This is a genomic window from Mycoplana dimorpha (assembly GCF_003046475.1).
GTDB classification, from domain to species: Bacteria; Pseudomonadota; Alphaproteobacteria; order Rhizobiales; family Rhizobiaceae; genus Mycoplana; species Mycoplana dimorpha.
Genome location: NZ_PZZZ01000003.1, coordinates 577,937 through 599,112, shown reverse-complemented (window position 1 = coordinate 599,112; position 21,176 = coordinate 577,937). Strand labels below are relative to the sequence as shown.

Genomic DNA, 21,176 nt, shown 5'->3' with positions numbered 1-21,176 from the left:
GGCGCCGGGGCGCGATATAGAGCGCAGCTTCCACGGAGTGCTCGATGCCCACCCTCTTCCGCTTCCTGTTCTTCTGTGCGGTGGTCGCCGCAACGATCTACGGGATCATGGTCGCGCTCGTCACCTTCGTCGAGCCGCGCGAACGGGACGTCACCATCCGCATTCCCTCCGAGCGGGTGAACCCGCAACCATGACCGACCGTTCGGCGAGCCGGATCGAGGCCTTTCTTGAGATGATGAGCGCCGAGCGCGGTGCTGCGGCAAATACGCTCTCCTCCTACGAGCGCGACCTCGAAGATGCGCGCTCATTCCTCTTGCAGCGGCAGGTGCAGATGACCGAGGCGACCGCGGACGACCTGCGCGCCTATCTCGGAAACCTGGCGCGGCAGGGCCTCAAGGCCTCCTCGCAGGCCCGCCGGCTCTCGGCGCTCCGGCAGTTCTACAAGTTCCTCTACGCCGAGGGCCTGCGCGGCGACGATCCGACGGGAATCCTCGACGCGCCGAAGAAGGAGCGTTCGCTGCCGAAGACCCTCTCCGTCGACGACGTGACGCGCCTGCTGGCGCTTGCGGAAGAGGAGGCAAGGGCCGCGGGCGCCGATCGCCTGCCGCGGCTGCGCATGCATGCCCTGGTCGAACTGCTCTACGCCACGGGCATGCGCGTCAGCGAACTCGTGTCGCTGCCGGCGACCGTGCTTTCGCAGGACGGACGGTTCCTCGTCATCAAGGGCAAGGGCAACAAGGAGCGGCTGGTGCCGCTGTCGCGGACGGCAGTCACGGCGTTGCAGGCCTACGGCGCCGCCCTTGCCGACCACGTCGCGGCACAGGAGGATGCGGAGGAAAGCCCCTATCTCTTTCCCTCCGCCGGCAAGCAGGGATACCTGCCGCGTCAGGTGTTCGCCCGCGACCTGAAGGCGCTCGCCTCGCGGGCGGGGATTCGTGCGGCAACACTGTCTCCGCACGTGCTGCGCCATGCCTTTGCGAGCCATCTGCTGCAGAACGGCGCCGACCTGCGGGCGGTGCAGGAACTGCTCGGCCACTCGGACATCGCGACCACGCAGATCTACACGCATGTGCTCGAAGAACGCCTGCACCGGCTTGTGCAGGACCATCACCCCCTTGCCAAACAGGCAAAAAAGCCGGATTAGAGCCACCATTCCGCCGCCGTCGCCCGGCAAACGGGTGGCGGACCCGTTGGAGCAAACGATCGGAAACGCATCTCATGCATAATTACCTCGACTTCGAAAAACCCATCTCCGACCTCGAAGGCAAGATCCATGAGCTGCGCAAGCTGGCCGAAGAGGACCAGAGCATCGACACGTCCGACGAGGTGGGCCGGCTCGAGGCACGGGCGCGCGAAGCGATGGTCGAGATCTACGCCAAGCTGACGCCCTGGCAGAAGACGCAGGTCGCCCGCCATCCGCAGCGCCCGCACTTTCTCGACTACGCGGCCAAGCTGTTCGACGAATTCACGCCGCTGGCCGGCGACCGCAAGTTCGCAGAGGACGAGGCGATCCAGGCCGGCCTCGGCCGCTTTCGCGGCCAGTCGGTCGCCATCATCGGCCAGGAGAAGGGCAACGACACCAAGTCGCGCCTGAAGCACAATTTCGGCAGCGCCCGGCCGGAAGGCTATCGCAAGGCGATCCGCGTCATGGAGATGGCCGACCGCTTCGGCCTGCCGATCATCACGCTGGTCGATACCGCCGGCGCCTATCCGGGCATCGGCGCCGAAGAGCGCGGCCAGGCCGAGGCGATCGCGCGGTCGACCGAGATGTGCCTGAACGTGCGCGTGCCGATCGTCTCCGTCGTGCTCGGCGAAGGCGGCTCGGGCGGCGCAATCGCGATCGCCACCGGCGACCGCGTCTACATGCTGCAGCACGCGATCTACAGCGTGATCTCGCCGGAGGGTGCGGCCTCGATCCTGTGGCGCGACTCGACCCGCGCCAAGGAAGCGGCCAGCAACATGAAGATCACCGCCGATGACCTGAAGGCGCTCGGCATCATCGACGGCATCATCCCCGAGCCCATCGGCGGCGCCCATCGCGACCCGGAGGCGGTGATCTCGGCTACCGGCAACGTGGTTGCCGAGGCACTGCGCGACCTCTCCGCCAAGCCCGGCGACCAGCTGCGCCGCGACCGGCGCCAGCGCTACCTCAACATCGGCCGGCAACTCTAGGCCGAATTTCGCATCGATACACCGGTTTTGCACAGGGGTGCGGGAATATGGCCAAATCTTGGACATATTCCCGTGGTCTCAGGCGTATCCACAGTTCGAAAGCAGCGCGAAGATTCCCGGATAACGCTTGGTTAAGTATAAACGGGTATGATTCCGCGTCCGCCCGCTGGTGCGGATGAAGTGCACGGAAGAATGGACCCGACGCCATGCGCCTTAAGGTTATCGCCGCTGTTTCCCTGATCGCCGTGGCCGCCGCCGGCTGCACGAACGACACGCTGGATACCGTCGGCGTCGACGTGCGGAAGGTCTCCAACAAGACGCAGTACCAGCTGTCCGGCCAGGTCGTCGCCAAGATGGCGTCGCTGAACATCGATCGCAGCGCGCCGGTGATGCTGCGGATCTTCAAGGAGGAAGGCACGCTCGAGGTCTGGAAGGCCGACCGTTCCAACCGCTTCCAGATGGTCAAGAGCTACCAGATCTGCGCCTGGTCCGGGAAGCTCGGCCCCAAGGTGAAGGAAGGCGACCGGCAGGCGCCGGAGGGCTTCTACCCGCTCGGCCCCCAGCACATGAACCCGAATTCGCAGTACTACCTGGCGATCAATACCGGCTTTCCGAACCGCTACGACCAGGCGAACGCCCGCTCGGGCACCAACCTGATGATCCATGGCGCCTGCTCGTCGTCGGGCTGCTACTCGATGACCGACGAGCAGATGATCGAGATCTTCGCCTTCGCCCGCGACGCCTTCAAGGGCGGCCAGAAGACGATCCAGCTCCAGGCCTTTCCGTTCCGCATGACCGCCGAGAACATGGCGCGCCACCGCGACAACCCGAACATCGAATTCTGGAAGATGCTGAAGGTCGGCTACGACCACTTCCAGGTGACCAAGCGCCCGCCGGAAGTCGCGGTCTGCGACCAGAAATACGTCTTCAACCAGCAGACCGCCGACGGCGACATCTTCACCGGCGCGGCCCAGTGCCCGGCGATCTCCACGCCCGCTTCGCTGCAGGTGGCGCTGAACGCCCACGAAAAGACCTATGCCGCCGAATACGCCAAGGCGATGAAGAAGTACGAAGGCACGGTCTGGCTTGAGCCGTCGGAGGCGCAGCGCAAGGCGATCGTGGCCGACAAGCGCAAGGGTCGTGATCTCGCCTATGCGCCGACCGGCAACTCGATCGACGCCGGCAAGCTGATGAGCCTGCGCGACATCGAGGCGGAAAAGAGACGGGCCGAGGAGGAAGCGCAGCGCAAGATCGAGATGGCCGAGAGGGCGAAGCAGGACGAGGAAGCCCGCAAGGCCGCCGAACTGCAGAAGCTGGCCGACGACGTGGCCGCCCAGAAGGCCAGCCAGGCCGCGGCGGGCGCGACCGGCGGCGTGGCGGTGCCCTCCAGCAATCCCGGCTTCGCTGCAGCCCAGGCCGAGGCCGAGGCGGCGAGAAAACCGCTCTGGCGGCTCTGGTCGAGCAAGAGCACCGCCGCCTCCGGCGCATCAGGTACGGCGACCGCCACCACCACAACGGCAGCCAACCAGCCGGTGCAGGCCGCAACCCAGCCCGAGGCAACGGCCAGCGGCGCGGCCGCGAACGCCGGCCAGCAGCAGGCGCAGCAGCCGGTTCGGCAGGACGCGCCGGCGGACGCGGCAAGCGCCGAAGCTATCTCTGTCCCGACATCATCGCAGGCGACCGCCGATGCCAGCACGACCGGGAAGGCGCCGTTCTGGAAATTCTGGAAGAAACAATGAGCCCCGACGGACCAGACGCGGTCGAGGTCTACGATCTCAAGGGGCTGAAATGCCCCCTGCCGGTACTGAAGACCCGCAAGCGGCTGGCCGCATTGCCGGCCGGCGCCGCGCTGTGGATCGAGACGACCGATCCCTTGGCGGTCATCGACATTCCGCATTTCTGCCGCGAGGAGGGGCACACCCTGGTCACCACCGAAAAGGTCGAGACCGGCCATCGCTTCCTGATCCGCAAGGGAGCCTAGCGCGACAGGTTCGCTGCCGGCCTGGACTATTGCTATCGCAGGCGCTATGGCGCCTGCTCCGACAGAAGGAGATTGATGCACAGAAGCCCCAACTGAGCCCGCTTTGTCGCGGTGTCGCCAAGCGCCCGTGGGCGCTGATCTGTGCATTCAATCTAACGGAAAAATCATGAAAAACGTGGAGCTTTCCATCCGCGCCTATGACGAGGCGGCGGACCTTCAAACACTTTCGGCCATCTGGTTCGATGCCTCCCTTCGCGCCCATCCCTTCATCGGTGAGAAGCGCTTGCGGGAGCAGCGGGTCGAGGTCGAGACGATCTACCTCCCGATGGCCGAGACGTGGGTCGCCTGCCACCGGCAGGAGGCTGTCGGCTTCATCAGCCTGCTGGGCACGTTCATCGGCGGACTGTTCGTCGCCCCGGAACGGCAGGGGCTCGGCGCAGGCCGGGCGCTGGTGCACCATGCCCTGAAGCTGAAGGGCGAGCTGGACCTGGAGGTCTACACCGCCAACGCGCAGGCGTACGGCTTCTACAGGCGCCTCGGATTCGAGGAGCTCTCAAGGCGCGCGATGGATGACCAGGAGCTGCCGTTCGAAAACGCCCGGATGCGCCTCACGGCCTGAGCGTTCGGCAGGGCGGCGAACGGGCCGCCCTGTCTGGCCCTCCGGCCGCCTCAGCGCATTCGCAGGCCCGGCACCGCCAGCGGGTTGTCCTCGAGCGCCGCCCGGTCCGGCCGGTCGATGCGCGGCGTGCCGACAAAGGCATCGAACAGATCGCGCACGAAGGCTTCCGGAAGGTCCTTGGTGATCAGCACCATGCGCGTGCGCCGGTCGGACGGGTCCGGCCAGGCGGCGAGCCGCTCGGGCGGATGGAACACCGCCTGCACGCCATGCAGGATCAGCGGCCGCTCGGGATTGTCCGACAGCGCCACGATCGCCTTCATGCGCAACAGCTTCTCGCCGTGGGCGGAGCGCAGCAGATCGACAAACATGTCGAGCGCCATCGGATCGATCGGCCGGTCGTGCACGATCGCATAGGAGCGGATCGCCGCGCTGTGCCGTGTCACGTCGTGCGCATGCGCATGGGCATGGTGCCCGTCATGATGGGCGTGGCCGTGGTCGTGGTCATGATCGTGCCCATGAGCGGCGTGGTCGTGCGCCTCGAGGTTTGCTTCCTCGTTCAGCCAGCGCCCGACGTCGGCGATCTTCGAGGCGGGATCGTAGAGGCCGCAGGCCAGCAGCGACGGACCGGTTTCGGCCGGATCGTCGCCGTCGATCATCCTGGCCCTCGGGTTCAGCTCGACCAGCGCCTGCCGCAGCGCCGTGACCGCACGTTCGTCGGCGAGCGACGCCTTGGTCAGCACGAGACGGTCGGCGACGGCCGCCTGCTTGACCGATTCGGGATGGGCGGCGAGCGTCGATAGGCCGTTCACCGCATCGACGAGCGTGATGACGCCATCGAGCCGGAAGGAATGCGCGATCACCGGATTGCCGATGACCGCCTGGATGACCGGGGCCGGATCGGCAAGCCCGGTCGTCTCGACGACGATGCGCTTCAGCGGCCGGATGCGGCCGGTCTGCATGCGATCCATCAGGTCGGCCAGCGTATCGACCAGTTCGCCGCGGATGGTGCAGCACAGGCAGCCGTCGGAAAGCTCGACGATGCCGTCGCCGGACCGCTCCACCAGCAGGTGATCGATCCCGACTTCGCCGAACTCGTTGATGATGACGGCGGTGTCGGTCAGGTCCGGATGCTTGAGCAGCCGGTTGAGAAGGGTCGTTTTTCCAGCGCCTAGAAAGCCGGTCAGGATCGAGACCGGCACGGTGCGATCGGCCGAAGACATGGTCGCTTCCTGCTCAGAAGGTTGGGCGCGGGACGGGAATCGGGATGTTGGCGGCAGTGGCCTCGCCGCCGTCCCCGACCGAAGCCTGCTCGCTGGCGCCTGCCTTCGTGGCGCCGCCCGAGATCAGCCCGGCGAAGACGAAGCGCGGCGGACGGTTCATCTCGGTGATAAAGGGCGACAAGAGCTTCTGCCGGCCCGCCTCGTCGCGGCCTTCGCTGCGCACCTTGGCGGCATGCTTGTTGCAGATCTCCTGGGAGATGTCGGTCACCTCGGCCGTCTCGCCATAGGGCACCAGACCGGTGAGCGTCGGCCCGCCGCCGCGTTCCGTCAGGCCCTTTTGCAGCATCCGCGCCGATTCGTCGGCGCGCGCCCCGAGGCTCTCCTCGCCGAGGACGACAGAGATGACGCTGCGGCCGTTGCGGGTGGCGGACGAGACCTGGTTGAAGCCCGACGCGCAGATGAAGCCGGTCTTCATCCCGTCGGCGCCGTCGAACCGGCCGATCAGCATGTTGAAGTTCGGGTACTGCTTCTTGCCGGTGGTAAAACCTTCCAGCGCGAAATAGGGCGCGTATTGCGGGAACTCGCGCTTGAGCATCACGGCCAGCACCGCAAGGTCGCGGGCGGTCGTGTACTGGCCCTTGCCGGGCAGGCCGTGCGGATTGACGAAGTGCGTCGAGGTCATGCCGATGCGGGCGGCCTCGGCGTTCATCCGGTTGACGAAGGCCTGCTTGGAGCCGCCGACGGCCTCGGCGATCGCCACCGTGACGTCGTTGGCCGACTTGACCAGCATGATTTTCAGCGCGCTGTCGAGGGTTAGCGCCTGCCCCGGCTTGAAATACATCTTGCTCGGCGGCTCGGCGGCGGCGGTCTTGCTCATCACCACCGGCGTCTCGAGCGTGATCTCGCCGGCCTTGATGGCGCGAAACACCGTATAGGCCGTCATCAGCTTGGTCAGCGAGGCCGGATACCACTTCCGGAAGGCATCCCGATGCTCGATCACCTTCAGCGAGTTGACGTCGACCAGAAGGCGCGGCCCGCCTTCGGCCATCGCCGCAGTTGCCAGGAACGCGGAGACGAGCGCGACGGCTACCCCCATGCGTGCCGTCTTGCGGCGAATCAATCGTCCGGTAATCTGCAAGTGCCTGTCCTCGGATGTCGGGAGTTGTCTCGATCGATCCGCCTATTTAGCCTATATGGCAGGCTGATGGCAAAGGCCCTCGATGCAATCCAGGCCGATTTCGGCCGCAACGGTGACAGGAAACGCGCATGCCCATATTGAACCGCGCTGCCGAGATGCAGGACGAGATCGCCGGATGGCGCCGCCACATCCACCGGCATCCGGAGACGATGTACGACGTGGAGAAGACCGCCAGCTTCGTGGCCGACAAGCTGCGCGAATTCGGCGTCGACGAGGTGGTGCCCGGCATCGGCCGCACCGGCGTCGTCGGGCTGATCCGCGGCCGCGGCCCGGGCCGCACGATCGGGCTTCGCGCCGACATGGACGCGCTGCCGGTCACCGAGACAAGCGGCAAGCCCTGGGCCTCGACGGTACCCGGCAAGATGCATGCCTGCGGCCATGACGGCCACACGGCAATGCTGCTCGGCGCGGCGAAATACCTGGCCGAGACCCGCAACTTCGACGGCAATGTCGCCGTCATCTTCCAGCCGGCCGAGGAAGGCGGCGGCGGCGGCAACGAAATGGTCAAGGACGGCATGATGGAGCGCTTTGCCATCGACGAGGTCTACGGCATGCACAACATGCCGGGCATGCCGGTCGGCCAGTTCGGCACCCGCCCCGGTCCGATCATGGCCGCCACCGACGAGTTCGACATCACCGTCACCGGCCGCGGCGGCCACGCCGCCCAGCCGCACCGCACGATCGATCCCATCGTCATCGGCGCGCAGCTGGTCACCGCCCTGCAGACGCTGGTCTCCCGGAGCACCGATCCGATCGCCTCGCTGGTCGTCTCGGTGACGAAGTTCAATGCCGGCTTCGCCCACAACGTCATCCCGGAGACCGCCAACATCGCGGGCACGGTACGCACCCTGAACCCGGCGCTGCGCGAGGAGGCGGAAGCCCGCATGCGCCAGCTCTGCGCCGGCATTGCTGCGGCGAACGGCGCGGAAATCGCCGTCCGCTACCAGCGCAACTATCCGGTCGTCGTCAACCACGACGACGAGACCGGCCACGCTGTGGCGATCGCCTCGGAGATCGCCGGCAGCGGCAACGTCGACGCCGCGCTCGACCCGATGATGGGCGGCGAGGATTTCGCCTACATGTTGCAGGCCCGCCCCGGCGCCTTCATCTTCGTCGGCAACGGCGACACCGCCGGCCTGCACCACCCGGCCTACGACTTCAACGACGAGGCGATCCCGCACGGCGTCAGCTACTGGGTCAGGCTGGCCGAGTCCCGCCTGGCGGCGTAAAATCTCCGCGGCGGACGGCCGACCAGTCGCCCGTCGCCGGCGCCCGGCTGCGACGTGGCGAATTGCCGGGCGGCCGGGCCAAAAACACTTGGCTTGAGCCCCCAGCTTTTGTATGGGTGCTGTCAGTGGTCCCGTAGCTCAGCAGGATAGAGCACCAGATTCCTAATCTGGGGGTCCCGCGTTCGAATCGCGGCGGGATCACCATTAAAATCAGGCGCTTAGCCGTTAATTTGTTTCGCAGCGTGTCGCATTCCGCTGCAACATGCTTCCATTGATTTTCAGGCATTTCAACAAGATGACGGCTGCTCCATGCAACATGCAATGCAACATGCTGTGTTATAAGAGGGGCTGGCGAATTGGCGATCGGGCGTTGTCCGCTTCGTGCCATTTGCGGTCATTGGCTCGGCTTGCATGAAAGGCCGATTTGGGCCGAAAGCCCACAGGCAACTTTCGGGAAGGAAACTCGAATAGCGGACATTCGGTAGGCAAATGGGGTCTCTCGTCAGCCCAGCCAATCATAGGGTACGAGAGCCTGATCCCGCCATTGTTCCGCGAGGACGACGCCTTCCAGGTCGCCCCAGACCTCTTCATCAGCATGATCGAGCACGATGATCTGGAGGCGCCTCCTAGCGGCAATTGCTTGCTGTCCGAGCAACGAGAACACTTTGCGCACCGCGACCACATCCTCGTCGCGCCAGGAGACGGGATCGGACGCCTCCTCACCCGCCGTGCGGCGAGGGAAATAGACTTGGCTTGGCTGGTCGTAGATTAGCAGACCCGGGACCGGGTGGTGCGGCAGATCAAGGAAGAACCGCTGGAGCGCGAGCGTCAATGCAACATGGTAAGCAAGCCAATTGGCCCCGCTGCCGATCTCCCATAGAAAGTCGTCGCGCGTACCTCGAATGACCTTCACGGTCAGATCGGCGATCATCAGCCGCACCGGTGCATCCGGCCATTCAGCGTCAAGCTGAGGAATGAGGCGGCCAGTGGTTAGTTCGATACTGTCAAGAGCGTTGCGCAACTTTCGGGCGATCTCGGTCTCAGAGACACGCCTCTGCAGTTCCTCGATCTGCTGCTTGATGCCGTCGATATCCTGACGCAGCCCTGCAGACTGGTCAGTGCGGTCATAGAGCAGGAGCGCCTGCTCAAGGCGGCCGAGAAAGCGCTCCATCCGATCGAACCGGTCAATCGCCTGCTTGGCTTGCACCGAATTGCGTTCAAGCATACCGATTTCCTGGCGGATCTCGTTTAGGCGAACGAGCACGTTCTCTGCCGCGCCCCGGAGCCGTAGGACCTCCTTGTCGAGCGTATCGGAGATGCTCGGGTGTGTCCGAAGCCTTACCTCAAGCGCCGCCAACGCGTCGCTCAATTGCTCGATCTTGCTGCGATCTCCATCTGCAAGCAGTGCGACTGGGTCCTGCGGACCATCAGCGGAAGAAAGTTGTTTGAGCCAATCGGAAAGGGCGAGGCGGTCACGCTGAATGCGCAGCGCACTGCCATAGGCGTCGCTGCTATCGATCAAACGCCTTAGCTCGCTCAGCCGTTGCCTGAGCTGCGTGAGTTCAGCCGCAACCGCCGTCTCGTTGGTCCGCAGTTCCTGTAGTCTGGTGAGGGCGGCATCGATCCCGGCAAGCTTGGGATGCGCCGCTTCGCTATTGGCCTCGACGACGGCGCGGAGGAGATCGACGATGTCGGCCCATTCAGTTGGAATCCCTCCCTCAGAAGGCAGGAGGCCGAACTCGACCGCCTGCCTCAGCCAGGACTGCGCCTCGAGCCGCCAGGCATTGCCGGCTGACATCAGCGCACGGAGTTCATTCTCCTTGCGGCGCAAGAGCCGGCTCAGTCGGTCGAGTTCGAAACGGGACTGCAGGACATCGCCTGTAACCGCTTGTAAAATATACGGGAAAATTGTCTTCAGCTTTTCGCGATGCTCGGTCGTGTCCGCCTTGAAGAACATGACGTCGGGATTCGCGACGATGTTCTGCGGCTGAAAGGTGAACGCCATTAAGTCGCGAAAGCTCGGCCGCGACTTGAAGTTCGATTCGGAATCGGGCTCGAAGTCGAGACTGGTAAGGCCCGCGAGACGATTGAGCATCGCCTTGACCGTTGCCGCAGTATGGGTCTTCTCCTTGATGCGGTTCGGGATCTCGATCTTGTCACCCTCAATCATCACCATGTCACTGGTGCTTTGCTGATCTCCTGGCTCGCGGCGCGCAAGAAGCTTTTGCCCTTCGATCGTGTCGATCAGTACGCCGAACCAGTTGCAGTTCTCGCGGATGACGCCGACGGGGATGGCGCATTTGTCCGCAGCGAGACAATAGTCGATGATAGGGATAACTGCAGACTTGCCGGTCTTCGACGCGCCGCTGATAACGTTCACGACACCCGGGTGAAACTCAACGATCCGCGGCGCTCCATCGTGCCGCGGCCACAGGATCAGTTTTCTCAATTGGAAATACATTAGAAGTCGATCCTGAGTGTTGATGCGATCTGGGGGATGGCAAGCTTGGAGAACCAGGCACCGAGCTTGTCGGCGGCGCTCGAAAAGCCATTCAATCGCTCTGGGATTTTCGGTTTTTTCACGCCGAGCAGATCGAGGGAATGGGCGCGCAGCGTCGCGTGCTCATAGTCAATCCTGATGATCCGCGAGGTGGCCGCCACTCCGATAGACTGGAGGCTGAGCGCGCGGAGTTGTAACGCGCGACCGTGCAACTCCATCAGGGCCTCGCGCTCCTTGTCGAATTTGGCTGCGAAGAGCGGGAGACCAGACGCTTTGCGCGTTGCGGCCACCTCGTCGAATGTTGGGCGATGCAACAGCATCGGAAGCACAAGAAAGGCAAGCGAGAAAGAGACGGAAGCGGTTCCGTCCTCCTGGTACCCGAGCGCGAAGTTCCAGATCAGATAGGCGCCGATGGCTGGATTCTGGACTATCTCGAGTTCTGTTAGGTCCGCACGCACAGCAGCCAGGGTCATTGGACGTCACCGTCGAGCAGCGCCTCGAAGTCGCCATGCCACCCGATCCACCGACGGTCGGCAAGGTCGTTGAAGCTGCCGTGCACAAAATGCCCGGGCACGGCCCGGCCTTCGAGAGGGGCTTGATGTTGCGCGCATTGGCGATAGACAAGCCGTCCCCGGGTCGTCGCCGACTTGTCGCCATGTAGATCGGCGATGTCCCCGCGAATCATACGATGCCGCCGTACGAGGTCATCGTCCCAGGTGTCGAGGCTTCCTGTAAAGATCAGCCCGCGATCAGCCCAATCGGCCTTGTCCGCTGAAGTTCGCAGATAGTCGCTTACCGCACGCAGAAGGTCATCATTGGTCGCCTCGACTAGCTCCAGTTGTCGGATGAAAAACGGCCGTGTGGAGGCAAAATCCGCGACCAGCGTGTCGTCTGGCGCCGCGGCCAGCGATGTCAAGAGGCCGGGCATGTTGTTCTGCCGGACGAACGCATGAAACTCTTTCCGGAATGCGTCCACGCCAAGGATTGGTATTTCGCCGCGCTGAATGAGGCGGTCATAGGCCTGCTTGGCTTGGCCAATTCCCGATTTGATTAGGATGTCGAGATGAATGTCAGCGACGCTTGGCCGCAGGATATCCCGGATCGCTTCGAGCGGATCAGCCGCGGAAGGTTCCAGCGCAAAATTGGTGATGATCGCTGTCTGCTGTTCCTCCGTGGCATTGAGGAAGGATTGCAGCTTTTCTAGGCAAGCCGGGTCTTTTCTCAGCTTCGCCAGCTTCGAGCGTATGATTGCGGTGATGGACTTGGCGGCGGCAGCATCGGTAGCAGCGGTGAGTGCTTCTACGAAGGCTCCAGCTTTCGGCGGCGCTACATAGAGGCGGTATTCGGTCGCATCCGCCTTGATCGCGTCGGACTGAAGCATCTTCAACCAGTTGTGGAATGTGTTCCAGAGATCCGGCGCCCAATCCGCGATCGGATTCTGTTTGAGCGCACTTTTCGTCTGTTCGAGACGGAGAGACCCGTTTGGATAATGGACTGCAACATCGTCCTGGAACTCCAAAGATACCGATGATCCGCGCGGGCTTGTCAGAAGGTGATGAAAGGCCCGCACCGGCTGAAGAGCAAAACCGAGGTAAGGCCCAGCGGCACTATGTTTGGCTGGCTTGACTTTGGCATTCATTCAACCCCTCCCGGTCTATGCCGACTACTCCCCAAGGTTGAATCAAAAGATTAGTTCATGAAAGTCAAGCGCAACTCACATTGCAAGACCGATAGCTGCCGACAGACAAAGCTAAAATTCAAAGGGCCGCGAAGACTTGCTCGGATTCGATCTGCACGATGGCCGTATGCTGGATGTCCGGTTTTGCTGTCCGAAAGCCGGCACTACGGAATGTCACAATCATGGCCAGCAACAGCCGCGCGAGTGCGGTGTCCGAGTAAGATATCATTCTGGTGGGCCTCGGCATGCTCTGGTCCCTACTTGCTGTGTCTCAGACATAGCGCGGTTGGCCGAGAAGGGTGGAAAGCTTAAGGCGATCGCTTAGCCCGGCTGCTGCCACATGTTGAGCGACGGTGGCGCGCTCCGCTTCGGTTGTGGTTGAGCCGAGCACGATGCGTTCAACCAAGGTGGGAAGATCGACGTCGACAAGGATGCCGTGCTCAGGGGCCCGGACGCCGAATTCCTCGGCCGTTCGAACGGAGATTGCGAGCCGATACTCCCGCTCCCATTCAAAAGCCCTGTGTTTGAAGAAGAACCGGTCGAGCATGGCGACGTCGCGCATGCGGACTTGGGTCAGGTCGACATATTGGACCGGACCACCCCACAGATCTTCGACACCATAATCCGGTTTGAGACGGAAGGGTTTGAAGGCGGCGCGCATGCGATCGGGCGTCGTGCAGATCGCAATGCCCTTGTGCTCTCCGGCGTAGAGCTTCCACATCGCGTCACTCTCATAGGCTGCACGGTGCCAGCAGCTTATCTTGGTCAACCGTTTGAGTTGGAAGAAGGCGTGCTCCACGCTCTCCATTTCGGCGTAGCGCGGATCAGGCGGCGGAACGTTCAATTGGACGGCGACGGCGCCTTCGAACGGATCGATGAACTGTTAGCCGATGCAAAATAGATCCGGCTCTCCGCGAGCGTTGAGAGGAAGCGCTCAAAACGAAAGTATTTCCATAACGTCTCGTTGCCCTCGGCTGCAGTATCGCCAATCGTGCGCACTATAATCTCCCATTTTCAGAAAAGCTTACGTAAGGCGCAGTTTCGAGTTGGTCCTCGGTAACATGCGACAGAAAGACCGCAAAGCTCCACTCCTGGAATGACGATTTCCAGTGATCTGCGTCTCGATTATCGTCCCGCCGTATCCATTAGTTGACACCGGATTCGTTCGGCCTCGCTCTCGGTACATAGCCGCCGGTCGAAGGCGGCCTCGTCCTCGTGACCGTAGGAGAAGATCGGGATGTGCCGTTCCTGTGTCTGTACCAGAGTGATGCAAGGCCTCTCAGTCACCGATACCCGGTGGATAACGCCTGCCTCGAGCCGATAGGTGGCGCCTGTAATCGTCTCGAACGACGCGATTGGAAGCAGCCACCCCCTTCTTCCCGAAGGCGACAGGATCGAAGCCTTCCCATCGTAGGTGACCGCGAATTCGACCTCGCGGCCGCCTTCCTCCTCCTCGAAGCTGAATAGTTCGCTGCGCATGCGTCCGACGGCCACCAAGGATTCGATATCGAAGGAGTGCTGGTGGCGGTCGTTCTCTGGCCGGTCCGGCCCACCGGGAAGCCAGACGTGGACGCGCTGCGCCCGCCCTTCGCCGACGCCGTCCTGAAGGTAAAAGAAGCCCAATGGATGCAGGCGGAATTCGCGAACCCTGTCCGCCGCCTCGATCAGCGCCTTCATCCGTAGCGGTGCGGGCGTTTTGTGATCAACCGCGCCACCTCCTGCTGGATAGCGTCGACGTTGTCGACCTTGATCCCGAACGAGTTGAGGGTCTGCGCATTGCAGCTCTTCTCTTCGAGCTTCAGGCCCGCGAATGCTTCCTTGTCCCAGGCGACCGCGCGGGACACGTCCCGCTCGTTGGCAACCGTGCTCCGGAACATGTCCCAGAACTCAGAGCCGTAGTCGAAATAGAGCGCCGATTTCTTCTTGTCGTCCTGCGTCAGGATCGCGCCGTTGTCAGAAAGGTCGACGCGGAAGGCTGGAAGGAACTGCGACAGGTGGACCTTGATCTCGAGGTGCTTGTTGTTCGAGGCCAGGATCGCGCAGGTCATGCAGGTCGCCAGAACGTTCGGCAGGAGCGGATTGTCGCCCGGATCCTCGCCGAGCGACTTCATAATGTCCCTGTAGGACTTGACCAAGCGCTCGTCGTCGGGATCGGGCAGAAGGACGTCAACCGCGATGTTACGCTTGTTCTCGCGAGCCTGCCTGTCCAGCTCCAGCAAAGGATACGCGCGGAAGAACGATCCGGATCTGCCCCAGAACATGTAGTACCGCACGTCTAGCGGTAGCGCTCGCATGCGTTCGCCAATGTCCTGCGGCCTAGTCACGTTCACTTCGCGCACCGCCTTGTTCGCACCGATGAAGTAAACGTAGAGCGCGTAAAAGGCGAGGATAATCAGGGAACCTGCAACGATTTCGATGAGGACTGCGACCACGATCTCCTTCGCGATAGGCCAAGTGAAGTTCGCCTCGGCGACCCAAGTAAGCAGTATGCAGACGGCGATCAGGACACTAAATCCGCCGAAGAACCTCTTCCTCGCGTAGCTCGACGTTAGGTCATCGAAAAAATCGACTGCGGTAATCTTGGATGCTCTCAAGGCGTTGCTCCCCCCGTCCCGGCTGAACCCTAACCGCTTCGCGACTCTTTGCAATGGCTTCTCCTTCTCTCCGCCGGCCCCGGACCATCGAATAGTGTCGACAGGAAAGGCGGTCCCCAATGCCGAATCCCAAGGCAAAGCCTGCCGCCGAAGAGGGGAAGGTCGCTGTCGCGACCAAGTGCAGCGTGAAGTTCCATGGCAACCGGTACATCCTTGAGGGGCCCGGCGCGATGGCCCGGCGTCTGATCGTCCAGAAGGCGTCCATGCTAACCCTGACCGCGGCGCGACCGAAGCTGCCGCGGGGAGGCGAAGCTTGCCAAAACCGAGCATTCCGGACGCCATGGCATGGGCAAAGCGGCCGCTGCTTCGGGCGACGCCGATGACGACTGGCCGGTACCAGCGCGCGCTCTATCAGCAACCCACCAATTCGGGCAGTCGGAAAACACCCATTTCGGTCATAGCGCCGACCAAAGCAAAAGGTCTGCTTTCGGTACTCGCCAAGGCCGCGTCAATGACTGAAATGAGGGCGCATAGCCGCTTGTGCCGAGACGCACGACCCCGCTTGATGCGGGGCCGCACATTTTCAAATCTCCGTATGCTCCGCCAGTTCCAGCGCATCCTCGATGTCCACGCCCAAATGCCGAACAGTATTTTCGATCTTGGTGCTCCCGCGTGAGCCATTCCCGGTCGCCGTAACTGCCGCCGATCAGACCGAGGCCACCGGCTCGACTGACTGCCGAGGCCAGCGCGTTTCCGGCAATGCCGGCCATGGCCGATAGAATCGGCACGGCGAGCGGGAGCTGTCGTGAAAGCGCAGTGGTGAAACCCATGAGAATCTCACGACTCGCGGAGCGACTGTCGGTAGAGTTCGACTGGAAGTCCGCCGACCCCCCAGTCCTCCAACTCGACCTCGTCGATGACGACAAAGGTAGTCGCTGGAGTCTTGTCGAGAACTTCGACAAGCAGATCCGTGACGCCCTTGATGAGGGCCGCTTTCTGCTCGCGCGTCGCGCCCTCGTGGGTGATCTTGATGTTCACGTAAGGCATGATCGCGCTCCTCAGGTTTCGCGTTCGATGATCTGGAATATTTTCGCGATGATCCTCCACCCGCCCTCTGTTCGCACCAGCGTGAGGATGTCGACGAAGTCGCGTGTGCCGATCGAACAGCGGACGCGAGCGACAGCCGTATTCTCACCGGCTAGATCGATAGCGTCGATGTGATCACGTCGCGGCTCACCGCGCGAGGCGGGTGACTGCCGCGCTGCGACTACCGGTACGTACTCCTGCATCGTGCGATGGAGGAGCGGCGATTCATCAGCGGTTGCGTAGATCGCCTTCGGGTGAAAGACCCGCTGAAGCTTCTCGACGTCACAGAAGTACAGAGCGTCAAAATAGTCCACGAGGACCGCTGAGATATGCTGAAAGGCCGCGCTCACGCCGCCACTCACATGAGCCCTTCCGACTACCGCCGGGCCGTTCGTGATCCGGTGCGCTTGGTCGCGTAGCAGTGACTTTCAATGGCGCATTGTGTCCAGCTTGCGCGATAGGCTTCGCTTGGCGTGTTGAACTCGATGACCACTTCGGATGAGACGCCGGATCAGGCGGGCGAGATGGACGTCGATGCAAGCCCCTTTCCGTCCAGCGTTTCCACCGTCGCAAGGCCCCCCGCCATGGCCCGCGCCTCCGCACAGATTCCTTCGTCGCCAGCGAGGAAGACCGAAGGCACGCCGTAGCCGGCCGCAGCCGCGAGATGCGCAGATTGGAAGTGTGGGCGAGCGGATTGACTCCGTGCCTGCCTTGGAATGGTAGCCGGTATCGATTGCGGCCGCGAAGCCGGCGTCGATACCGACCATCATTTCGTCCGGATGGCCAGACCAGCCGCGCACGATTGCGCGTAGTCGGGGAGCCAGTCGAGGATCAAATTGCGGCCACTGCTGTGCGTCCGCCGGCTTCACGGTAAAGGTCGACAAGCGGGCGGAACCGTCCGAAGCTGCCGCCGATGATCGCGACCATGAGCGGAAGGCCAAGCGCACCGGCGCGAGCGACGGATGCGGCTGGAGCGCCATCCAGTGTCGATCAGCCACGAGACGATCTATAAGTTCGCCAATTAAGTTACTGCACGCGCGTCTATGGCGAGCGGGCCTCGTCGCTATCCGCGCGGCGTGACGGTTGCGCGATCACGATAGCATCTCAAACGCTCCGGAAAAGGCGCGCCATCGAAACGCAGCCCTGAGCCTCGTCATTACGCAGTGAAATGCGTTTTCGAATTGATTGCAGGGTGCTGGCCACGATAGCAGCCAATCGCGACAGTTCATACTTGGGGCGCAGCGCTTTCGCGCGCGAGGTCCGATACGCGGGTTCCGGCCAGCAGGCGGCGCAGGATTGTCGAGGTCTTCGCCGCGCCATCGAGGTCGAGCGGCGGGATGGGTCGCATCGGCCGCTCCATTGCTGTCGCGATCGCCCGGGTCAGGCTTTCCGGCGAGAGCGTGCTTCCCGAAACCACCGTGGCGAGCCCGAGCCTTTCCAGGCGCAAGGCGCGGGCGGTCTGCTCGGTTTCCCCCCCGGCCGTGAACGGCACGAAGACGGCCCGGCAGCCGGCGCGAAGAATGTCGCACACGGTGTTGTATCCGGACTGCGAAACGGAGAGCCGCGCGGCTGCAAGAAGGCCCGGAAAATCGGGACGGAATCGCGTGACGTGGACATTGTCCGGCGTCGTTGCGACGGCGGTGTCAAAGGCGGCTTGCGGCAGGTTGGGCCCTGCGATCAGGCACCAGCGGAGCGCTTGCGGTAGGGCGCGGGCGGCGGCGATGGCCGCCTCGTTCACCGTTGCGCCGACGGCTCCGCCGCCAGCCGAGACAAGGATGTCGAAGCGCTCGGACGTCGGGGCGGGCGGCGGAGCGGCGACAAGGCCGGTATAAATGACCCGATCGGCAATCGCGCCCGCCAGCGAGAAGCTGTCCTCCAGCCTTGCGAAGGAGGGATCGCCATGGACGAGGATGCCGTCGAACCGGCTGGTCGCAAGCGCAACGCTTTCTTCGTCCCGGCCGGGCTTGCTTCGCTCCTGCAGGATGTCACGCAGCGACGACAGCACGATCGGCCGCTCCTGCATTGCGGCGATTTCGTCGAGCAGCGGCAGCAGCTCGACGCGCACCTGGCGGCGACCGAACGGAAAGGCCTCGATGATGACGACGTCCGGCGTGGTTTCGCGAAAAGCGGCCAGCAGGCGGCGGCGGCGATGATCCCGGAAGGCGTCGTCGACCGGATTGCCGGCGAGATCGACGAGGCCCGAGAACCCGGCATCGCCTGCGGCCACCGGCGGCAGTTCGACATGCCGTATTCCGGGACCCGGAAAACCCTGCACCGGCGTTCCCCCCGTGACCATGGTCACGTCGAAGCCGTCCTCGACGAGGGCGCGGGCGATGCGGCTGGCGCGGGCGAGATGACCGATTCCGAGCAGATGCTGGACGTAGAAGAAGACGCGCGGGGCAGGCTTTTCGACGTCGCTCATCAGGCTGCCTGCCACTCGGTTTCGAACAGCGTCTTCAGCTGCCGGATGCTGGTGTGGTGGTCGAACTCGGCGCGAACGCGCTGTTCAGCCGCTTCACCCAGGCGCGTGCGCAGCGCCGGATCGCGGATCAGTGTTTCGAGCGCCGCCGCCAGCGCCTTCGGGTCCTCCGGGGGCACGACCAAGCCGTTCTCGCCGTCCTGCAGAAGCTCCGGAATGCCGGAAATGTTGGTCGAAACGCATACGAGCCGCTGGCTCGACGCCTCCACCAGCACGTTCGGCAGGCCGTCGCGGTCGCCGTCCGGGGTGATGCGGCAGGCCAGCGCAAACAGATCACAGCGGCGGTAGTGGTCGAGCACCTCCTGCTGGTCGAGCGCGCCGTTCCAGGTGATCCGGCCGGCGATGCCGAGGGTCTCGGCGAACTGCTTCATCGCCGCAAGATTCGGTCCGCCGCCGATATGGACGAACCGCCAGGAAAGATTGGCGGGCAGCAGCGACAGTGCCTTGAGCAGGACGTCGTAGCCCTTCTTGTCGACCGCGCGGCCGACACTGACGACCGTCACCGGCTCGTCAGGGTTCGATCCGTCGCGCATCGAATGCGCGCCGTCGAAGCGGCCGAAACGGTCGAGATCGAGACCGTGATAGCTGAGGTGGACGTGGTTTTTACCGTTCGCCAGCCCGCGCAGGCGGTCGAAACCGGTCTGGTTGCAGGTCACCGTCCAGCGGGTATGGGAAAGCTTGCCTTCGAGTTCCCAGTCGGGCGAGGTCCAGATGTCCTTGGCGTGCGCCGAGCAGGACCAGGGGATGCCGTTTATCAGGCTCGTGTAGCGCGTCACGGAGGCGGGCGTGTGGATGAAGTGGGCGTGCAGCCAGCCCACTCCCGCCGGCCATTCGGCGCAAAGCACCGCGGCCTGGCCGAAGCGCCGGAAGCGGTTCGGCGTCAGGTCACGGCGGAGGTCCTTGAGGAAGGCGCGGAAGGCGGCCTTGAAGCCGGGCAGGCGGGCGCTTTTGACGAGACCGCGAATGACGCGCAACGGCTCCTGATACAGGTATTCCGGCAGATAGTGCACGGGCGCACGGATCTCGCCATGGACGGGATGGCGCTTGGTGTCGGTCGGATGACGCATGGAAATGAGCGTCAGGTCGAAGCCGGCCCTTTCCAGCCCCAGGAGTTCCTGGGCGATGAAGGTTTCCGACAGCCGCGGATAGCCCTTCAGGATAACCGCGATTTTCTTCCGTGATGTCACTTTGGTTCAGCCTTATACGACGGCAAGCCGCATGTTGTCCCGGGTCTCAAGCAGGTCGCCGACGATCTGGGAGATGTGCGGCAGCCCTTCAAGTCTCAGTGCCTGTGAGGTCTGGGACGGCGGCGCGCGGTCGGGCAGGGCCTTCAGCACCTCGGCCAGCACCTTCGGTTGGCGCGACACCTCCGGCGACAGCATCTGAACCAGCCCGAGTTTCGAGGCCCGGCGCGCCCGGATCAACTGCTCCTCGCGCGGGTTGACGCGGGGAACGACCAGCGCCGGCTTGTCGAACGACAGGATCTCGCAGTAGGTGTTGTAGCCGCCCATGGCGACGACCGCGATCGAGCCGGCGATCAGTTCCTCCATGCGATTGTCGAACTCGATCACCTCGACGTGGGGGATCTTCGAAGCCTTGCGCACGAGCTTCTGGCGCTGCGCCGCCGGCATGTAGGGGCCGAGCACGATCAGCGCCTTGTGCGTCAGTTCGGGGTCTTCCTTGTAGGCGTGGACGACGTCATGGATGAGGGCAGCCCCGTCGCCGCCGCCGCCGGTGGTGACCAGGATATAATTCCCCTTCGGACGATGTCCCGACTCGTGCTCCTCCGAGACGCGGCGCTGCAGGAAACCGACAAAGTTCATGCGGGCGCGGACGACGGGCGGCACGTCGAGGCCGATCAGCGGATCGTAGAAATCCGGGGGCCCGTAAACCCAGACCTTGTCGTAATACCTGGCGATCTTGCCCATGACATCGTGGCGCTTCCATTCGGCGTCGAGCAGGTGGGGCGCATCCATGACGTCACGCAGGCCGAGAACCAGCGTCGTGCCGCGGGCCTTGAGATAGGCGAGCGTGTCCTCGACCTCGCCGCGGAGGCCCATCGGCTCCTTGTCGACGATGAAGATGTCCGGCTGAAAGCTTTCGGCGGTATGCCGGATGATCGACTGCCGCATCTTCAGTGTCTGGTGCAGGTCGATGTGCTGCTCCATCGAGGTGTATTCGCCGTTGCGCAGCTTGATGACGCTCGGGATCTTCACGAAATCGACGCGGGCACGATAATCGAAGGCGCCGGCGATCGGCGAGCCGGAGATGATCAGCACGTTGAGGCCGCGGAAATCCTCGACCAGCGAATGGGCGATGGTGCGGCAACGCCGCAGGTGGCCCAGGCCGAACGTGTCATGGCTGTACATCAGGATCCGGGCGTCTTTCAGGCGTCGTGTCATCGGATCACCACCATCGTA

The 21,176-nt window shown here is 63.4% G+C and carries 21 protein-coding genes, 1 tRNA gene and 2 pseudogenes; 8 read left to right on the top strand and 16 right to left on the bottom strand.

The features are described 5' to 3' along the window. Positions 1 to 44 precede the first annotated feature (44 nt). The 6 genes from C7449_RS09690 (at position 45) to C7449_RS09665 (ending at position 4,772) form a co-directional block, all read left to right on the top strand. Positions 45 to 194: a hypothetical protein gene (locus C7449_RS09690; RefSeq protein WP_108002566.1), complete on the top strand. Its 150-nt coding sequence runs from the start codon at positions 45 to 47 to the stop codon at positions 192 to 194. Next, complete coding sequence (xerD, locus tag C7449_RS09685; RefSeq protein WP_108002565.1) at positions 191 to 1,144, top strand: site-specific tyrosine recombinase XerD; 954 nt, start codon at positions 191 to 193, stop codon at positions 1,142 to 1,144. Before C7449_RS09690 ends, xerD begins: the two co-directional genes overlap by 4 nt. Before the next feature lie 74 nt (positions 1,145 to 1,218). Further along, positions 1,219 to 2,172, top strand: a complete 954-nt coding sequence (locus tag C7449_RS09680; RefSeq protein WP_108002564.1) for an acetyl-CoA carboxylase carboxyltransferase subunit alpha — start codon at positions 1,219 to 1,221, stop codon at positions 2,170 to 2,172. Between the two features lie 206 nt (positions 2,173 to 2,378). Further along, a complete protein-coding gene (locus tag C7449_RS09675) occupies positions 2,379 to 3,911 on the top strand; it encodes a L,D-transpeptidase family protein (protein ID WP_245414334.1) in 1,533 nt (510 codons plus the stop codon). Then, positions 3,908 to 4,153, top strand: coding sequence for a sulfurtransferase TusA family protein (locus C7449_RS09670; RefSeq protein WP_108002563.1), 246 nt, complete (start codon positions 3,908 to 3,910; stop codon positions 4,151 to 4,153). The genes C7449_RS09675 and C7449_RS09670 overlap by 4 nt, the downstream gene beginning before the upstream one ends. Before the next feature lie 166 nt (positions 4,154 to 4,319). After that, a complete protein-coding gene (locus C7449_RS09665) occupies positions 4,320 to 4,772 on the top strand; it encodes a GNAT family N-acetyltransferase (protein ID WP_108002562.1) in 453 nt (150 codons plus the stop codon). Positions 4,773 to 4,822: 50 nt separating this feature from the next. Here C7449_RS09665 and C7449_RS09660 read toward each other — a convergent pair whose 3' ends face one another. Further along, positions 4,823 to 5,992 carry a CobW family GTP-binding protein gene (locus C7449_RS09660; protein WP_108002561.1) on the bottom strand — a complete coding sequence of 390 codons (1,170 nt, stop codon included), beginning with the start codon at positions 5,990 to 5,992 and terminating at the stop codon, positions 4,823 to 4,825. Positions 5,993 to 6,005: 13 nt separating this feature from the next. Further along, a complete protein-coding gene (locus tag C7449_RS09655; protein WP_108002560.1) occupies positions 6,006 to 7,088 on the bottom strand; it encodes a D-alanyl-D-alanine carboxypeptidase family protein in 1,083 nt (360 codons plus the stop codon). Between the two features lie 170 nt (positions 7,089 to 7,258). Between C7449_RS09655 and C7449_RS09650 the strand changes: the two genes are divergently transcribed. Then, positions 7,259 to 8,419, top strand: coding sequence for a M20 aminoacylase family protein (locus C7449_RS09650; RefSeq protein ID WP_108002559.1), 1,161 nt, complete (start codon positions 7,259 to 7,261; stop codon positions 8,417 to 8,419). A 127-nt stretch (positions 8,420 to 8,546) separates the two neighbouring features. Next, positions 8,547 to 8,623 (top strand) — tRNA-Arg (locus tag C7449_RS09645). A 298-nt stretch (positions 8,624 to 8,921) separates the two neighbouring features. Here the strand turns inward: C7449_RS09645 and C7449_RS22065 are convergent. The 14 genes and pseudogenes from C7449_RS22065 to C7449_RS09580 form a co-directional block, all read right to left on the bottom strand. After that, positions 8,922 to 10,880, bottom strand: a complete 1,959-nt coding sequence (locus C7449_RS22065) for a DUF3732 domain-containing protein (RefSeq protein ID WP_108002558.1) — start codon at positions 10,878 to 10,880, stop codon at positions 8,922 to 8,924. Beyond that, positions 10,880 to 11,392 (bottom strand): three component ABC system middle component, encoded by a 513-nt coding sequence (locus C7449_RS09635; RefSeq protein ID WP_108002557.1) that lies wholly within the window; start codon positions 11,390 to 11,392, stop codon positions 10,880 to 10,882. Before C7449_RS09635 ends, C7449_RS22065 begins: the two co-directional genes overlap by 1 nt. After that, positions 11,389 to 12,558 carry an ABC-three component system protein gene (locus C7449_RS09630; RefSeq protein WP_146165062.1) on the bottom strand — a complete coding sequence of 390 codons (1,170 nt, stop codon included), beginning with the start codon at positions 12,556 to 12,558 and terminating at the stop codon, positions 11,389 to 11,391. Before C7449_RS09630 ends, C7449_RS09635 begins: the two co-directional genes overlap by 4 nt. 310 nt (positions 12,559 to 12,868) lie before the next feature. Continuing rightward, the gene (locus C7449_RS21925; protein WP_210204710.1) at positions 12,869 to 13,318 is read right to left on the bottom strand and encodes a DUF2971 domain-containing protein; all 450 of its coding nucleotides are present in this window, start codon (positions 13,316 to 13,318) and stop codon (positions 12,869 to 12,871) included. Positions 13,319 to 13,722: 404 nt separating this feature from the next. Continuing rightward, positions 13,723 to 14,274, bottom strand: a complete 552-nt coding sequence (locus C7449_RS09620; RefSeq protein ID WP_108002555.1) for a hypothetical protein — start codon at positions 14,272 to 14,274, stop codon at positions 13,723 to 13,725. Then, the gene (locus tag C7449_RS09615; RefSeq protein WP_146165061.1) at positions 14,271 to 15,245 is read right to left on the bottom strand and encodes a hypothetical protein; all 975 of its coding nucleotides are present in this window, start codon (positions 15,243 to 15,245) and stop codon (positions 14,271 to 14,273) included. Before C7449_RS09615 ends, C7449_RS09620 begins: the two co-directional genes overlap by 4 nt. A gap of 529 nt (positions 15,246 to 15,774) precedes the next feature. Further along, positions 15,775 to 15,861: pseudogene (locus C7449_RS22060) on the bottom strand (integrase); the annotation flags it as partial. Between the two features lie 167 nt (positions 15,862 to 16,028). Next, positions 16,029 to 16,238 carry a tautomerase family protein gene (locus tag C7449_RS09610; RefSeq protein WP_108002553.1) on the bottom strand — a complete coding sequence of 70 codons (210 nt, stop codon included), beginning with the start codon at positions 16,236 to 16,238 and terminating at the stop codon, positions 16,029 to 16,031. Positions 16,239 to 16,249: 11 nt separating this feature from the next. Beyond that, the gene (locus C7449_RS09605; RefSeq protein ID WP_108002691.1) at positions 16,250 to 16,627 is read right to left on the bottom strand and encodes a nuclear transport factor 2 family protein; all 378 of its coding nucleotides are present in this window, start codon (positions 16,625 to 16,627) and stop codon (positions 16,250 to 16,252) included. Positions 16,628 to 16,788: 161 nt separating this feature from the next. Continuing rightward, on the bottom strand, positions 16,789 to 16,995 hold the full coding sequence (locus C7449_RS22055) for a M55 family metallopeptidase (RefSeq protein WP_280952471.1): 207 nt from the start codon (positions 16,993 to 16,995) through the stop codon (positions 16,789 to 16,791). A gap of 134 nt (positions 16,996 to 17,129) precedes the next feature. After that, positions 17,130 to 17,240, bottom strand: a pseudogene (locus C7449_RS22050) (LLM class flavin-dependent oxidoreductase); the annotation flags it as partial. Positions 17,241 to 17,502: 262 nt separating this feature from the next. After that, the gene (locus C7449_RS09590; protein WP_108002551.1) at positions 17,503 to 18,699 is read right to left on the bottom strand and encodes a glycosyltransferase family protein; all 1,197 of its coding nucleotides are present in this window, start codon (positions 18,697 to 18,699) and stop codon (positions 17,503 to 17,505) included. Beyond that, positions 18,699 to 19,943 carry a glycosyltransferase gene (locus C7449_RS09585; RefSeq protein ID WP_108002550.1) on the bottom strand — a complete coding sequence of 415 codons (1,245 nt, stop codon included), beginning with the start codon at positions 19,941 to 19,943 and terminating at the stop codon, positions 18,699 to 18,701. Before C7449_RS09585 ends, C7449_RS09590 begins: the two co-directional genes overlap by 1 nt. A gap of 12 nt (positions 19,944 to 19,955) precedes the next feature. Further along, positions 19,956 to 21,158 (bottom strand): glycosyltransferase family protein, encoded by a 1,203-nt coding sequence (locus C7449_RS09580; protein WP_108002549.1) that lies wholly within the window; start codon positions 21,156 to 21,158, stop codon positions 19,956 to 19,958. Between the last annotated feature and the right edge of the window lie 18 nt (positions 21,159 to 21,176).